General features: G+C 63.2%; 12 protein-coding genes. 6 read left to right on the top strand and 6 right to left on the bottom strand.

Annotated features, from left to right (window positions below; translation table 11 throughout):
* Window positions 1-46: 46 nt before the first annotated feature.
* The 5 genes from truB to ABD906_RS00130 all read left to right on the top strand — a co-directional run bounded on the left by truB (window position 47) and on the right by ABD906_RS00130 (window position 6,978).
* Complete coding sequence (gene truB, locus ABD906_RS00150; protein ID WP_345097550.1) at window positions 47-985, top strand: tRNA pseudouridine(55) synthase TruB; 939 nt, start codon at window positions 47-49, stop codon at window positions 983-985.
* Between the two features lie 289 nt (window positions 986-1,274).
* Entirely contained in the window at window positions 1,275-3,014 is a 1,740-nt protein-coding gene (locus ABD906_RS00145; RefSeq protein WP_345097549.1) for a sensor histidine kinase, read from the top strand.
* Window positions 3,015-3,172: 158 nt separating this feature from the next.
* The gene (rpsO, locus tag ABD906_RS00140) at window positions 3,173-3,442 is read left to right on the top strand and encodes a 30S ribosomal protein S15 (RefSeq protein ID WP_345097548.1); all 270 of its coding nucleotides are present in this window, start codon (window positions 3,173-3,175) and stop codon (window positions 3,440-3,442) included.
* Between the two features lie 209 nt (window positions 3,443-3,651).
* Entirely contained in the window at window positions 3,652-5,805 is a 2,154-nt protein-coding gene (pnp, locus tag ABD906_RS00135; RefSeq protein ID WP_345097547.1) for a polyribonucleotide nucleotidyltransferase, read from the top strand.
* Between the two features lie 153 nt (window positions 5,806-5,958).
* Window positions 5,959-6,978, top strand: a complete 1,020-nt coding sequence (locus ABD906_RS00130) for a class I SAM-dependent methyltransferase (protein ID WP_345097546.1) — start codon at window positions 5,959-5,961, stop codon at window positions 6,976-6,978.
* Between the two features lie 250 nt (window positions 6,979-7,228).
* On the opposite strand, the gene fabI is transcribed toward ABD906_RS00130, so the two are convergent.
* The 3 genes from fabI to fabA all read right to left on the bottom strand — a co-directional run bounded on the left by fabI (window position 7,229) and on the right by fabA (window position 9,893).
* On the bottom strand, window positions 7,229-8,086 hold the full coding sequence (gene fabI, locus ABD906_RS00125; protein WP_345097545.1) for an enoyl-ACP reductase FabI: 858 nt from the start codon (window positions 8,084-8,086) through the stop codon (window positions 7,229-7,231).
* A 12-nt stretch (window positions 8,087-8,098) separates the two neighbouring features.
* Entirely contained in the window at window positions 8,099-9,319 is a 1,221-nt protein-coding gene (gene fabB, locus ABD906_RS00120; protein WP_345097544.1) for a beta-ketoacyl-ACP synthase I, read from the bottom strand.
* Between the two features lie 61 nt (window positions 9,320-9,380).
* Window positions 9,381-9,893, bottom strand: a complete 513-nt coding sequence (gene fabA, locus ABD906_RS00115) for a 3-hydroxyacyl-[acyl-carrier-protein] dehydratase FabA (protein ID WP_345097605.1) — start codon at window positions 9,891-9,893, stop codon at window positions 9,381-9,383.
* 222 nt (window positions 9,894-10,115) lie between these two features.
* Between fabA and irrA the strand changes: the two genes are divergently transcribed.
* Window positions 10,116-10,550, top strand: coding sequence for an iron response transcriptional regulator IrrA (irrA, locus tag ABD906_RS00110; protein ID WP_345097543.1), 435 nt, complete (start codon window positions 10,116-10,118; stop codon window positions 10,548-10,550).
* 177 nt (window positions 10,551-10,727) lie between these two features.
* Here irrA and ABD906_RS00105 read toward each other — a convergent pair whose 3' ends face one another.
* The 3 genes from ABD906_RS00105 to fdhF all read right to left on the bottom strand — a co-directional run bounded on the left by ABD906_RS00105 (window position 10,728) and on the right by fdhF (window position 14,751).
* Entirely contained in the window at window positions 10,728-10,976 is a 249-nt protein-coding gene (locus ABD906_RS00105) for a formate dehydrogenase subunit delta (RefSeq protein ID WP_345097542.1), read from the bottom strand.
* Entirely contained in the window at window positions 10,963-11,781 is an 819-nt protein-coding gene (gene fdhD, locus ABD906_RS00100) for a formate dehydrogenase accessory sulfurtransferase FdhD (protein ID WP_378187668.1), read from the bottom strand. The genes ABD906_RS00105 and fdhD overlap by 14 nt, the downstream gene beginning before the upstream one ends.
* 96 nt (window positions 11,782-11,877) lie before the next feature.
* Window positions 11,878-14,751 (bottom strand): formate dehydrogenase subunit alpha, encoded by a 2,874-nt coding sequence (gene fdhF / locus ABD906_RS00095; RefSeq protein WP_345097541.1) that lies wholly within the window; start codon window positions 14,749-14,751, stop codon window positions 11,878-11,880.
* Window positions 14,752-14,755 lie beyond the last annotated feature (4 nt).

Here is a 14,755-nt window from a genome sequence, read left to right as displayed (position 1 = left end):
GGGTTCTGGAAGCCTGACTGCCCCGTGTGAATGAAAGAGATCGTTGATGGCGCGAAGAGGCAAGAAAAAAGGCAGGCCCGTTTCCGGATGGATTGTGCTGGACAAGCCCTACAAGATGGGCTCCACGGATGCCGTCTCCAAGATCAAGTGGCTCTTCGGCGCGCAGAAGGCCGGCCATGCCGGCACGCTCGATCCACTGGCATCCGGCCTGCTTCCCATCGCCCTGGGCGATGCCACCAAGACCGTTCCCTACGTGATGGATGGCGTGAAGGTCTACCGGTTCACGATCACGTGGGGCGAGGAGCGGACGACCGATGACCTGGAGGGGTCCGTCACCAAGACATCCGACAAGCGGCCCACGCGCGAGGAGATCGAGGCGCTGCTGTCGACGTACACGGGCGTGATCATGCAGGTGCCGCCGACCTTCTCGGCCATCAAGATCGACGGCGAGCGGGCCTACGACCTTGCTCGGGAGGGCGCCGAGGTCGAGATCGCACCGCGCGAAGTGGAAATCCTGCGTCTCGATATCGTGGACGTGCCGGATGTTGACCGCGTGGTGATGGAAGTCGAGTGCGGCAAGGGCACCTACGTGCGGTCGCTCGCGCGTGACATGGGCCGTGACCTCGGTTGCTACGGCTACATTTCGGATCTGCGCCGGACGGAGGTCTATCCCTTCACGGAAGACCATATGGTGGCGCTGGACACGCTCGTCGAAGCGGCTAACGAGGCTGCCGACGAGGAGGAGCGCTTCGCAATCCTCGACCAGTACCTGCTCGGCACCGAGGCGGCCATGGAAGGCATTCCCGAAGTGCCGCTGCACGAGGATGCCGCCCAGCGTGTCCGCATGGGCAATCCCGTCATTGTTCGCGGACGCAACGCGCCGATCGAGGCTCCGGAGGCCTGGGCCAGCGTTCGCGGCAGGCTGCTCGCCATCGGCGTGATCGAGCAGGGTATGTTCAAACCACGTAGGGTCTTTTCGGCCTGACGGCGCCGCCTCGGCAGATCCGTACCGGTAACAGTCATTCCAGTGGCGCGGGAAGAATTCTCGCGCCATTTTCGCATGGAGATCAGCCCGAAAATGAGCAGTCTTCGTCAGTCATGTTCCTGACAAGCATGAGGGAAATGGTGTGACGGAGCAGTACAATAGTCGAAAATCATTGTCTTTTTCCGGATAACTCATTGAAATTTCTGCTCGACTTGCCAAAGTGACGCGGGCTTTGATTGCAACGGTTCCGTCGTTTCTGCATTAATGTGCGAAACCGGTTGGATGTGCGATGCAGGAAGCAGGAGCCGAGCAAACATATCGGGAGGGCTGGGCCCCGGGACGGTCTGTCCAACGCTTCCTTGCATGGTGGGCGGGACCCAAGCCCATTGGCGTCTTCCTGTCTCTGCTGATTGCTGCCATCATCATTCCGGCGCTCGGGATTTCGGTGGTGCTCATCAAGCGCAACGACCTCGCACAGCGCGAGATCGCCGCCACCCTGGCCGCGGGTATGGCCGCATCCATAGCGGAGGCGGTTGACCGCGAGCTGAACGGCGTGATGACGACGCTGCGTATCATGGCTTCGTCGCCGACGCTGCTTGAGCAGGACATGCCGAACTTCTACAAGCGTGCGACGGATGCCCTGAAGGGCACGAATTCGCACCTCGCCCTAGTGGACAATCGTTTCAACCAGCTGCTGAACACGCTCGTGCCCTATGGCACGGCGCTCGGGCCGCCAGGCAACCCGCATCTTGCCGAAGCGGCACTGGCATCGCGAGCCACCTCGATTTCGGACATCTTCTTCGGTCCGGTGTCGAGAAAGTGGGTGTTCGACGTGATCCTGCCCGTGTTCCTGCCCAACCAGGAACCAAAGCTGCTGATCCTCACCCAGGAAGTGAATTCGCTGGCCTCGACGCTGTCGCAGCACCGCCTGCGGGGGGGCTGGAACGTAACGCTCCTGGACAGGGAAAACAGGGTGGCGGCGTCGACCGCGGGGACCGATCTCGTCGGTCGCCCCTTCTTCATCTCGATCGACGGCGGGCGGTCGATGCAGCTGGCAACCAGCACCAATCCGCGCGACAAGGAGACTTACCTCATCGTTACGGATGAATCGAATTTCAGCGGCTGGCGTGTGGTGGTCTGGGCGCCGGTCTCGGTGATCGAGGCTCCCATGCGCAAGACGTTGCTGCTGCTGCTCGGCGGGAGCGTCATCGTCATCGCCATTGCAACGATCACCGCCTGGCTCGTGGGCCGGCAGATTACGCGCCCGATGCGCGAGCTTGCGGCGGATGCGCGGCGGGTTGGTTCCGGCGAGACGGTGATGGCCCATGTCTATCCGGTGGCGGAAATGACCACGGTCTCAAGCGCCCTGGCGGAGGCCGCAAGGAACCGCAAGCATGCGGAAAACGAAATCCGTCTGCTGATGCGGGAGGTTGCCCATCGGGCCAAGAACCAGCTGACCGTCGTCTCGTCGATGGCAAAGCAGAACGCGCGTCATGCGCGGTCGCTGCCATCCTTCCTGGACTCCTTCCAGAAACGGCTCTACGGCCTGGCGCGCTCGACCGACCTGCTGATCGCGGGAGGCGCCGCCGGCGTGGAGCTCAGGGAGCTGATCACGGTGCAAGTGGAGCCCTTCAGACCCGAGGAAGCTGAACGGCTGTCCCTCGACGGCCCGACCTTCCGTCTGGCGAACCAGGCGGCCCAGACGATCGGATTGGCGATCCACGAACTGGCCACGAATGCGTCCAAGTATGGCGCGTTTTCCTCGGCAGGCGGCAGCGTCCATGTCTCCTGGACGATGGATGGCGAACGGCTGGTGTTCATCTGGCGGGAACAGGTCAACCGTCCGCGTCGCAAACCGGTCAATCGCAGGGGGTTCGGCACCGAAATCATCGAGCGGATGCTCGGGGGAAGCTTTGAAGCGGAGATAGAGCGCAACTTCCATCCGAACGGACTGGAGTGCATCTTCAGGATACCCGTGGCACGCATCGCGCCGGAGCATGTCATTGCCCAGACAGCCGTGGCGGAGTGAAATATCCGCAGTCCGCCCGCGGTTTTTTGTAGCAAATCGCTGCACAATAGCCTATATGCGCCAGATATCGGCGTGCATGGTGCATGGCCTGCGACCCTGGCTGGACGACATCTCGGCTATGGGCGGCTTTATCCTCCTGTAATTAGAAAGGACTTTCGATGTCGATTACTGCTGAGCGCAAGAAAGAGATCCTGCAGGCTTTTGCAACCGCCAACGGCGACACCGGTTCGCCCGAGGTGCAGGTTGCCATCCTGTCGGAGCGCATCAAGAACCTGACCGAGCACTTCAAGGACCACAAGAAGGACAACCATTCCCGCCGTGGCCTCCTGAAGCTCGTTTCGCAGCGCCGCCGCCTCCTCGACTACCTGAAGAGGAAGGATGAGGCGCGCTACCAGGCCTTGATCGAAAAGCTGGGTCTGCGCCGCTAATACTGAAAGCGGGCCTTTCCGCAGAAAGGCCCGCTTTCAAGAATGAAGTTCGCGTTCGACGCGAGGCTGAAATGGATAGGTCATGGGGCAGGATTGCAGGTCGCTTGCCGTAACAGCACAAGCTCCCTGTTGTCTTGCCCATGACTGGTCCGCGAACTGGAAGACGGGCTGCGCCACGGTGGCAGCAGTCCAATACGTAAGGACAAGACATGTTCAAGGAACATAAAGTACAGATCGAATGGGGTGGGCGTCCGCTCATCCTCGAGACGGGCAAGATCGCAAGGCAGGCCGATGGCGCCGTTCTGGCGACCTACGGCGAGACCGTTGTTCTGGCGACCGTCGTCTCCGCCAAGGAGCCGAAGCCGGGCCAGGACTTCTTCCCGCTGACCGTCAATTATCAGGAAAAGTCGTTTGCAGCCGGCAAGATCCCCGGCGGTTACTTCAAGCGTGAGGGCCGTCCGACCGAGAACGAGACGCTGGTCTCGCGTCTCATCGACCGCCCGATCCGTCCGCTGTTCGTGGAAGGGTACAAGAACGAGACCCAGGTCATCGTGACGGTTCTCCAGCACGACCTGGAGAATGATCCGGACATCCTGGCGATGGTCGCCACCTCGGCCGCGCTGACGCTGTCCGGCGTGCCGTTCATGGGCCCGATCGGTGCTGCCCGCGTGGGCTACATCAACGGCGAGTACGTGCTGAACCCGCATATCGACGAGATGGAGGAATCGAAGCTTGACCTCGTCGTGGCCGGTACGTCCGAGGCCGTGCTGATGGTCGAGTCGGAAGCCCAGCAGCTGCCGGAAGACGTGATGCTCGGCGCCGTGATGTTCGGTCACCGCCATTACCAGTCGGTGATCGACGCAATCATCAAGCTGGCCGAGGTCGCGGCGAAGGAGCCGCGCGAGTTCCTCCCCGAGGACCTGAGCGAGCTCGAGGCCGAGATGCGCAAGGTCATCGAGGATGACTTGCGCGCCGCCTACAAGATCGTCGACAAGCAGGAGCGCTATGCCGCCGTCGACGCTGCAAAGGCCAAGGTGAAGTCCATCTTCCTTCCCGAGGACGAAGAGGCCGAGAGCAAGTGGAACGCCGAGCAGGTCGCGACGGTGTTCAAGGCCCTGCAGGCTAAGATCGTCCGCTGGAACATCCTCGACACCGGCACGCGCATCGACGGCCGCGACCTGAAGACGGTCCGCCCGATCGTCGCCGAGGTCGGCGTTCTGCCGCGTACGCACGGTTCCGCGCTGTTCACACGCGGCGAAACGCAGGCGCTGGTGGTGGCCACGCTGGGCACCGGCGAGGACGAGCAGTACGTCGACTCGCTCACCGGCACCTACAAAGAAACCTTCATGCTGCACTACAACTTCCCGCCGTACTCGGTGGGCGAGGCCGGTCGCCTCGGTTCGCCGGGCCGCCGCGAGATCGGCCACGGCAAGCTGGCATGGAGAGCAGTCCATCCGCTGCTGCCGACGCAGGAGCAGTTCCCGTACACGATCCGCGTGGTCTCCGAGATCACCGAGTCCAACGGTTCATCGTCGATGGCGACGGTCTGCGGTACCTCGCTGGCCCTCATGGACGCCGGCGTGCCGCTCGCCAAGCCGGTAGCCGGCATCGCCATGGGCCTCATCAAGGAAGGCGACCGCTTTGCGGTTCTGTCCGACATCCTGGGCGATGAGGACCACCTCGGTGACATGGACTTCAAGGTCGCCGGTACGGACCAGGGCGTCACCTCGCTGCAGATGGACATCAAGATCACCGGCATCACCGAGGAGATCATGAAGATCGCCCTCGAGCAGGCCCGTGAAGGCCGCATGCACATCCTGAACGAGATGGCCAAGGCCATCACCGAGAGCCGTTCGGAACTCGGCCAGTTCGCGCCACGCATCGAGGTGATGCAGATCCCGACCGACAAGATCCGCGACGTGATCGGCACGGGCGGCAAGGTGATCCGCGAGATCGTCGAGAAAACCGGTGCCAAGATCAACATCGAGGACGACGGCACGGTGAAGATCGCCTCCTCCAACGCGAAGGAGATCGAGGCGGCCCGCAAGTGGATCCACTCCATCGTGGCCGAGCCGGAAGTTGGCGAGATCTACGAGGGAACGGTGGTGAAGACGGCCGACTTCGGCGCCTTCGTGAACTTCTTCGGCCCGCGCGACGGCCTGGTCCATATCTCGCAGCTCTCCAGCGAGCGCGTGCAGAAGACCACGGACGTCGTCAAGGAAGGCGACAAGGTGTTCGTGAAGCTGCTGGGCTTCGACGAGCGCGGCAAGGTTCGCCTGTCGATGAAGGTCGTGGACCAGAAGACTGGCAAGGAAATCGTCCGCGAGAAGGACAAGAAGGAAGATCAGGCCGCCCAGGGCTGATCTTGCCTGCAGGATCTGACAGAGGGCGCGGTCTTCCGCGCCCTTTTGCTATATGAGGCTGTCGGACCGTTGCGGACGGAAGATGCCCGCGTGCCTGTCGCGGACCGTCCCATGATTCAACCATCTCACGGGATACAAATGCGGGAGTTCATCATGAACGAAGGTTTGCCTACACTGCTGTTCCCCTTCGAGCGTGGAATCCTCGACGTGCCGCAGGCCGGACAGCGCGTGCTGGTGCTCGGTGCCGCTGGCTTCCGCATGCCGGATGAGAGCGCTGCGGACGTGGTCGCGGTACAGGATTTCCGTCCGGATCATCTTGCGCTTGTGCGGTCAGGCATCCGCACTGTCGCGGAGGCGGGCGAGGGCGGTTTCGACCTGGCCCTTGTACTGCTCAGCCGTCACCGGCGGGAGAACGAACGGCTCATCGGCGAGGCGCTGGCGCGGGTGAAGCCCGGCGGGTTGATCGTGGCTGCAGGCACCAAGAAGGACGGCGCGCCAAGCTTCGCCAAGCGCATTGGGGGGGTCGTGCCGGTTGCCGCCCACATGTCCAAGCACCACGGCGTGGTGTTCTGGATCGTGCGGCCCGAAGAGATCTCGACATCCGTTCTGGAGCAGCTGAGACCCGAGCCCCTGTTCACGCCGGAAGGTTTCGAGACGGCATCCGGTGGTTTTTCCGAGGGGAGGATCGACGAAGGATCCCGCCTTCTGCTCGAGTGTCTGCCGGAGAAACTCGTCGCGTCGGCGGGCAGGGTGGCCGACTTCTGCGCCGGATGGGGGTATCTCGCGGTTGAGATCGCGAAACAGTACGAGATCGCGGGTGTGGACCTCTATGAGGCTCACAAGCGGTCGCTGGACGCGGCCGAACGGAACTTCGCACGCATGGCGCCGGGCAAGCCGGCCCGCTTCTTCTGGCACGATCTGGCAACCGAGCCGGTTGCCGAGCGCTACGATGCGATCGTAATGAATCCGCCGTTCCACCAGTCGCGCTCGGCGCAGCCGGAACTCGGTCAGGCCATGATCCGGGTGGCCGCAGGGGCGCTCAAGCCGGGAGGGCGGCTGTTCCTCGTCGCCAACCGCGGCCTGCCCTATGAGGCGGTGTTCAAGGAGCATTTTGCGGATCACGGCGAGATCAGGCGGAATGACACCTACAAGGTGCTGTGGGGACGGCGTTAAGGTAATGCCAGACGGTTGTTGACGTTTAAGAGAACAACTGTCACGTGTACGAGGTTGCCAGGCTGTTGGGAGCAGAAGCAGAAGAGCCGAGCCGGCTGATGCAAACAGGAAAAATGGGCTTGACTGGCTGCGGCAACAGCCATTTCAGACGGGCGAACGGTCCCCGCTTTCCCGGGCTGTTTCAGGTGTCGTCCATACATGCAAAAAAGCCGCCTCAACGGGCGGCTTTTTCGTCGTCAGAATGTGGCTGCTACTTCGCGTTGGAGAGCGCCGCGGCTGCAGCAGCCGCCTCGGCACGTTCCTGGGCCTCGCCGCTCGCCTTCAGTTCCTCGAGCACGGGCATCGAGACGATGTTGTAGCCCGCGTCCACGTAGTGGATCTCGCCCGTGACACCCGCCGCCAGCTCGGACAGGAGGTAAAGGGCGGAGCCGCCAACATCGTCAATGGTGATGCTGCGGCGGAGGGGCGAGTTGCGCTGCTGGTAGGAGAAGATGTGGCGCGCGTCGGCAATGCCGGCACCGGCAAGCGTGCGGACGGGGCCCGCCGAAATGGCGTTCACGCGGATGCCGCGCGGACCGAAGTCATTGGCGAGGTAGCGAACGCTCGCCTCGAGACCGGCCTTGGCAACGCCCATGACGTTGTAGTTCGGCATGACGCGCACGGAGCCTGCATAGGTCAGCGTCAGTACCGAGCCGCCATTGGGCATCAGTTCCACCGCCTTGCGGGTGACCTCCGTGAACGAGTAGCAGGAGATCACCATCGTGCGGATGAAATTCTCCTTCGAGGTGTTGGCATAGAGACCACGAAGCTCGTTGCGGTCGGAGAAGCCGATGGCGTGCACCAGGAAGTCGATGGTTCCCCACCGCTCCTTCAGCTCGGCGAAGACGGCATCGATCGAGGCGCTGTCTTCGACATCGCAGGGCATGATGAAATCCGAACCGACCTGGGCGGCCAGCGGCTTCACGCGACGCCCAATGGCATCGCCCTGGTAGGTGAACGCGAGTTCAGCTCCGTGGGCGGCAAGCTTCTTTGCAATCCCCCAAGCGATGGAGTGGTCGTTGGCCACTCCCATCACCACCCCGCGCTTGCCTTGCATCAACAGTTCCATGCAGGGTTCCTCTTAGCCGTTATAACGCTGGAAGATCAGAGTGGCGTTGGTGCCACCGAAGCCGAACGAGTTGGAGAGAACCGTGTCGATCTTCGCATTGTCGATACGCTTGCGAACGATCGGCACGCCCTCGAACTCAGGGTCGAGCTCCGTAATGTGCGCGCTTTCCGCGATGAACCGCTCCTGCATCTGCAGGATGGAGTAGATGGCTTCCTGAACGCCGGCGGCACCAAGAGAGTGTCCGGTAAGGGACTTGGTGGACGCCGTAGGCGGGATATTGTCGCCAAAGACTTCACGCAGGGCATTGATCTCGGCGGCGTCGCCAACGGGAGTCGAGGTGCCGTGCGTGTTGATGTAGTCGATCGGCTCGTGAACCGTGGAGAGAGCCTGACGCATGCAGCGGACCGCCCCTTCGCCGGACGGCGCGACCATGTCGTAGCCGTCGGACGTCGCGCCATAGCCGACCACCTCGGCGTAGATCCTGGCGCCGCGGGCCTTCGCATGCTCCAGTTCCTCAAGGACAAGGACGCCGGCGCCGCCGGCAATGACGAAACCGTCGCGCGACACGTCATAGGCGCGCGAAGCCGTGGCGGGCGTGTCATTATACTTGCTGGACATGGCACCCATCGCGTCGAACAGATCGGACATGGTCCAGTCCAGATCCTCGTGGCCGCCAGCGAAGATCAGGTCCTGCTTGCCCCACTGGATCAGCTCGTAGGCGTTGCCGATGCAGTGTGACGACGTCGCGCAGGCGGACGAGATGGAATAGTTCACGCCGTGGATCTTGAACCACGTGGCAAGTGTGGCCGAAGCGGTCGAGGACATGGCCTTCGGCACAGCAAACGGGCCGATGCGCTTCGGGCTGTTGTTCTTGCGGACGATGTCGGCCGCCTCGACGATCGCGCGGGTGGATGGGCCGCCAGAGCCCATGACGATACCGGTGCGCTCGCTGGTGATTTCTTTTTCGGTCAGGCCGGCGTCGGCAATGGCCTGCTCCATGGCGATGTGGTTCCAGGCTGCTCCCTTGGACAGGAAGCGCATGGCGCGGCGGTCGACCAGCTCCGTCGGATCCAGATTTGGCTCGCCCCAGACCTGGCAGCGGAAACCAAGCTCTGCAAACTCTTCCGAGAAGGAAATGCCGGACTTTGCCTCGCGCAGGGATGCAGTGACTTCCTGGGCATTATTTCCAATGGAAGAAACAATGCCGAGGCCCGTGACAACGACGCGTCTCATATAGTCTCTCCTTGGGCACCCCGAAGGACACCCTCGCGTAATTGAATGTTAGGCGGCTCGATCAAGCATCCTGCCTGAAAAGGCCAACCCGCAAGTCGGTAGCCTTGTATATGGTCTCGCCGTCAGCTTTCAACCATCCATCCGCGATGCCGAGCACCAGGCGCCCGCGCATGACGCGCTTGAAGTCCACGCCATACTCGACCTTCTTCGTGGCCGGCGTGACCATGCCGCTGAACTTGACCTCACCCGTGGAAATGGCGCGGCCACGGCCAGGTTCACCGAGCCAGCCCAGGAAGAAGCCGGTCAGCTGCCACAGGGCATCAAGGCCGAGGCAGCCGGGCATCACCGGATCGCCGATGAAATGGCAGGGGAAGAACCAGAGGTCGGGCCTGATGTCGAATTCGGCGCGGATATAGCCCTTTCCATACTCGCCACCGGTCTCGCTCACTTCCGTGATCCGGTCGAACATCAGCATCGGAGGCGCGGGAAGCTGCGCATTGCCTGGGCCAAACAATTCGCCGCGAGCACACGCTAGGAGCTCTTCATAGGTGTAGCTGGATTTCTTCTGCGCCATCATTCCTTCTCACTTCACACCCGATGCCTCAGGGGTATGTTTTCATTCTCCCTATCACAGCTTCTTTCCGGTAGGAAACCGCGGAAGCGCAAATTCCTGGAGAAATGACCGCGACTTATCAACATTCCGCGTGCTATTGATTGGATTATTCTCGCGGAATATATCAGGGAAGCGGCATAGCATTTGCGCCGCCCCAAGGAGCAAGCAAAGGAAGCGGCTGACTTGAGCGAATTGACCGACCAGGACATCTTCCAACTGGAAGCCCGCGTCCGCGAAGCCGGATTGCGGCCGACGCGGCAGCGGATAGCCCTTGCCCGACTTCTGTTTGGAAGCGGAGAACATCGCCACGTTTCGGCGGAGGAACTGCACGAGCAGGCGGTGGCAGCCGGTATCCAGGTGTCCCTTGCGACCGTCTACAATACTCTGCACCAGTTCACCGAGGCGGGCATGCTGCGCATCCTGCCGGTCGAGGGCTCGAGGACCTATTTCGATACGAATACCTCCGAGCATCATCACTTCTTCTATGAAGGCGAGGAGCGGCTGGTTGACATCCCCGATGGCAACATGTCGGTGACCAATCTGCCGGAGCCGCCCGAGGGCATGGAAATCGCCCACGTGGATATTCTCGTGCGCCTGCGTCCGAAGCGGCGGCACTAAGCCTCCGATTGGCCGCCTGCGGGCGCGCGTGCGCAAATCCTGTCGGTCGTTCTGCTGCCCTGCGGTTCATTGGTCGTCCGCTTGCTGCGGAACAGGACCAGACGGCAGCCAGCGCCATCAAGCCTACGGCATTCCCGCGAAATCAGCTTCAAACCGTTGCCCTACCGGCCATCCGGCTCAGGCCGCGTCCTGGGGGCGGCGGATAAGGGGGATTGCATCCTTGACGGCGGGCTTCAGCGAGACATTGCCGCTCTCGACCAGTTCCAGGAAGCGCTTGCGCATGCGCGGTTCCCAGAAACTGTTGATGTGATCCGCGACGCCCGCAGCGGCCTTTTCTCCCGGCTGCGTCTCGAAGAAGGTCGCGATCTGATTCGCCATGTAGACGAGACGTTCGTCGGTCGTCGTCTGGCCCTCATGATGAGACATGGTCAGACACTCCTATGCGTTCCGAATGGGTGAAAACATCATACTCCTCGCCGCGAACCAGGGCGACCAGCGTGATGCCGGCGGTCTCCGCGGTGCGCACGGCAAGGGCGGTCGGGGCGGAGACGGCGATGACGACCGGCGCGCCGATGGCGGCAGATTTCTGCACCATCTCCACTGAGACGCGGCTGGTAATGACGACGGCGCCGGTTCCCGCGGCCACGTTCATGCGGGCGAGGGCACCGGCGAGCTTGTCGAGCGCGTTGTGGCGGCCCACATCCTCGCGGGCGGCGACAACGCCCTCGCCGGGCATGTAGAGTCCTGCGGCGTGAACCGCGCCCGTTGCCTTGTGGAGCACCTGCCGCTCGGAGAGAAAGCGCACGGCGGCGACAACCTGGTCGTGGGCGAGGCGGACGTCTGTTCCCGGCACCGACGGGACGGAGCGCATCGCCTCCTCGATGGATTCGATGCCGCAGAGACCGCAGCCCACGGGGCCCGCCAGACGGCGGCGGCGGGCCTCGAAGCGGTGGTTGGCGGCGTCTTTCAGCCGGATCTGCACGTCGAAACCGACGCCGAGATCCTGCACATCGATGGTTTCGATCTCATCCGGCGATGCGATGATACCCTCGGTGAGACTGAAGCCCAGCGCGAAATCCTCGAGGTCCGCCGGCGTTGCCATCATCACGGCATGGGTGGTGCCGCCATATGAAAAGGCGACGGCCGCTTCCTCCGGAAGGGTGCGGGGTTCCTCGCGAATGCCGTCGCGGCGGCGGGCGATGCGGGGGAAGGTGGCGAGGGGGGAAGTCACGGCCAGATCTTCCCTTTCTCCCTCGCCCAACCGTGCAAACTCCGGTGCCTGCGGCTCATCATGACCGTCCTGCCCAACCGCTTCCGCCCCGGCTTTTTACTCGGCCGGTTCTGCGTAGATGATGCGGCGGCTCTTCTCCGTGTGCTCGCGATAGTCGCGCTGCCAGTCGGTCGGGCCGTTGGACGGCGAGACCTGAACGGCCGTGACCTTGTATTCCGGACAGTTGGTTGCCCAGTCGGAATACTCGGTCGTCACCACGTTGGCCTGGGTCGCAGGGTGGTGGAACGTGGTGTAGACCACACCCGGCGCCACGCGGTCGGTGATCCTGGCCCTCAGGGTGGTTTCGCCCGTGCGGCTCGCGAGCTTCACATAGTCGCCATCGCGGATGCCGCGATCCTCCGCATCGTGCGGGTGGATCTCCAGCACATCTTCCGGATGCCACATGGAGTTGGCCGTGCGGCGGGTCTGAGCGCCGACGTTGTACTGGGACAGGATACGGCCGGTGGTCAGCAGCAACGGGAAGCGCGGGCCGACCTTCTCGTCCGTGGCGACATAGGCCGTCCGCATGAAGCGGCCCTTGCCGCGCACGAAACCGTTGACGTGCATGACCGGCGTGCCGAGCGGAGCCTTCTCGTTGCAGGGCCACTGGACGGAGCCGACGCGGTCAAGCAGCTCGTAGCTCACGCCGGCGAAGCTCGGCGTGGTCGCGGCGATCTCGTCCATGATCTGGGACGGATGGGTGTAGTTCCAGTCAAGGCCCATGGCTTGGGCAAGCTTTTGCGTCACCTCCCAGTCGGCATAGCCGGACTTTGGCTCCATCACCTTGCGGACGCGGTTGATGCGGCGCTCGGCGTTGGTGAAAGTGCCGTCCTTTTCGAGGAAGGTGGAGCCGGGCAGGAAGACGTGGGCATAGTTGGCCGTCTCGTTCAGGAACAGGTCCTGGACCACCACGCATTCCATGGCGGCGAGGCCAGCGGCCACGTGCTTGGTATTGGGGTCGGACTGCAGGATGTCTTCGCCCTGGATGTAGATACCCTTGAAGGTGCCGTCGACGGCGGCATCCAGCATGTTGGGGATGCGCAGGCCGGGCTCGCTGTCGAGCTTCACGCCCCACAGGGCCTCGTAGATTGCGCGGGTCGCATCGTCGGAGACGTGGCGGTAGCCCGGGAACTCGTGCGGGAACGAGCCCATGTCGCAGGAACCCTGCACGTTGTTCTGGCCGCGCAGCGGGTTCACGCCGACGCCCGGGCGGCCGATGTTGCCCGTCGCCATGGCGAGGTTGGCGATGGCCATGACGGCTGTGGAGCCCTGGCTGTGCTCGGTGACGCCGAGGCCGTAGTAGATGGCGGCGTTGCCGCCGGTGGCGTACAGGCGGGCGGCGGCACGGATCATCTCGGCCGGGACGCCGGAGACCTTCTCGACGGCCTCGGGGCTGTTCTCGGGCTGCAGCACGAAGGAGGCCCAGTCCTGGAACTCGTCCCAGTCGCAGCGCTCGCGCACGAAGGCTTCGTTGACCAGGCCCTCGGACACGATCACATGCGCCAGCGCGGTGAGCACGGCGACGTTGGTGCCGGGGCGCAGGGCCAGGTGATAGTCGGCCTTCACGTGCGGGCTGCGGACGAGGTCTGTCCGGCGCGGGTCGATGACGATTAGCCTGGCCCCCTCGCGGATGCGCTTCTTGATGCGGGAGCCGAACACCGGATGCGCATCGGTGGGGTTGGCGCCGATGATCACGATCACGTCGGAGTAATCGACGGAGTCAAAGTCCTGCGTACCGGCGGAGGTCCCGTAGGTCATGCGAAGGCCGTAGCCCGTGGGCGAATGGCAGACGCGGGCGCAGGTGTCGACGTTGTTGTTGCCGAAGCCCTGGCGGACCAGTTTCTGGACCAGGTAGGTCTCCTCATTGGTGCAGCGGGAGGAGGTGATGCCGCCGATGGCGCCGCGGCCGTACTGGTACTGGATGCGGCGGAATTCCTTCGCAATGTGAGCAAATGCCTCTTCCCAGGTCACCTCGCGCCAAGGATCGGTGACCTTCTCGCGGATCATCGGGTTCAGGATGCGATCCTTGTGGTTCGTGTAGCCCCAGGCGAAGCGGCCCTTGACGCAGGAGTGGCCGTGGTTGGCCTTGCCGTCCTTGTAGGGAACCATGCGGACGACTTCCTCGCCGCGCATTTCGGCCTTGAAGCTGCAGCCGACGCCGCAATAGGCGCAGGTGGTGACGGCCGACCATTCCGGCATGCCCTTCTCGATGACCGATTTCTCGCGCAGCGCACCGGTCGGGCAGGCCTGCACACAGGCGCCGCAGGACACGCATTCGGAGTCGAAGAAGGGGGTGTTCATGCTCGCGGCAATGCGGCTCTCGAAGCCGCGACCCTCGACGGTCAGGGCGAAGGTACCCTGCACCTCGGCGCAGGCGCGCACGCAGAGCGAGCAGACAATGCACTTGGCCGGGTCATAGGCGAAGTAGGGGTTCGAGAGATCCGGCTCGCGGAAATGCGGGTTCACGTCGCCATGGATGCGCGGAACAACATGGTTCTCGCCGTCGCGGCCATAACGGATTTCCGTGAGGCCGACCTTCTCCGCCATACGGGCCATCTCGCAGTCGCCCTCCGCGCAGGCGGGGCAATCCGCCGGATGGTCCGACATGTAGAGTTCCATGATACCGCGGCGGATGGCGTTGACCCGCTCGGTGGTGGTGAAAACCTTCAACCCTTCCGCAACAGGGGTGGTGCAGGAAGCCGGCGTGCCGGCGCGACCGTCGATCTCCACAAGGCAGAGACGGCAGGAGCCGAAGGCCTTCACCATATCGTTGGCGCATAGCTTGGGCACTTCGATGCCCGCCTCGCGGGCCGCACGCATGATGGATGTTCCTTCCGGAACAGTGACCTCGCGACCATCGATGGCGAGTGTGACCATACGGTCGGACTTCGAGGCCGGCGTGCCGTAGTCGATTTCATTTACCAAGCACATGGCG

It is taken from the genome of Chelativorans composti (genome assembly GCF_039541695.1).
GTDB lineage: Bacteria > Pseudomonadota > Alphaproteobacteria > Rhizobiales > Rhizobiaceae > Chelativorans > Chelativorans composti.
This window is presented reverse-complemented; position numbering and strand designations above follow the sequence as displayed.

Bases quoted from the DNA above. Each gene is read 5' to 3' on its own strand.
- ABD906_RS00145 (WP_345097549.1), top strand. From the start codon at position 1,275: ATGCAGGAAGCAGGAGCCGAGCAAACATATCGGGAGGGCTGGGCCCCG.
- truB (WP_345097550.1), top strand. From the start codon at position 47: ATGGCGCGAAGAGGCAAGAAAAAAGGCAGGCCCGTTTCCGGATGGATT.
- fdhF (WP_345097541.1), bottom strand. From the start codon at position 14,751: ATGTGCTTGGTAAATGAAATCGACTACGGCACGCCGGCCTCGAAGTCC.
- fabA (WP_345097605.1), bottom strand. From the start codon at position 9,893: ATGGCGCAGAAGAAATCCAGCTACACCTATGAAGAGCTCCTAGCGTGT.
- pnp (WP_345097547.1), top strand. From the start codon at position 3,652: ATGTTCAAGGAACATAAAGTACAGATCGAATGGGGTGGGCGTCCGCTC.
- fabB (WP_345097544.1), bottom strand. From the start codon at position 9,319: ATGAGACGCGTCGTTGTCACGGGCCTCGGCATTGTTTCTTCCATTGGA.
- fabI (WP_345097545.1), bottom strand. From the start codon at position 8,086: ATGGAACTGTTGATGCAAGGCAAGCGCGGGGTGGTGATGGGAGTGGCC.
- rpsO (WP_345097548.1), top strand. From the start codon at position 3,173: ATGTCGATTACTGCTGAGCGCAAGAAAGAGATCCTGCAGGCTTTTGCA.
- ABD906_RS00105 (WP_345097542.1), bottom strand. From the start codon at position 10,976: ATGTCTCATCATGAGGGCCAGACGACGACCGACGAACGTCTCGTCTAC.
- ABD906_RS00130 (WP_345097546.1), top strand. From the start codon at position 5,959: ATGAACGAAGGTTTGCCTACACTGCTGTTCCCCTTCGAGCGTGGAATC.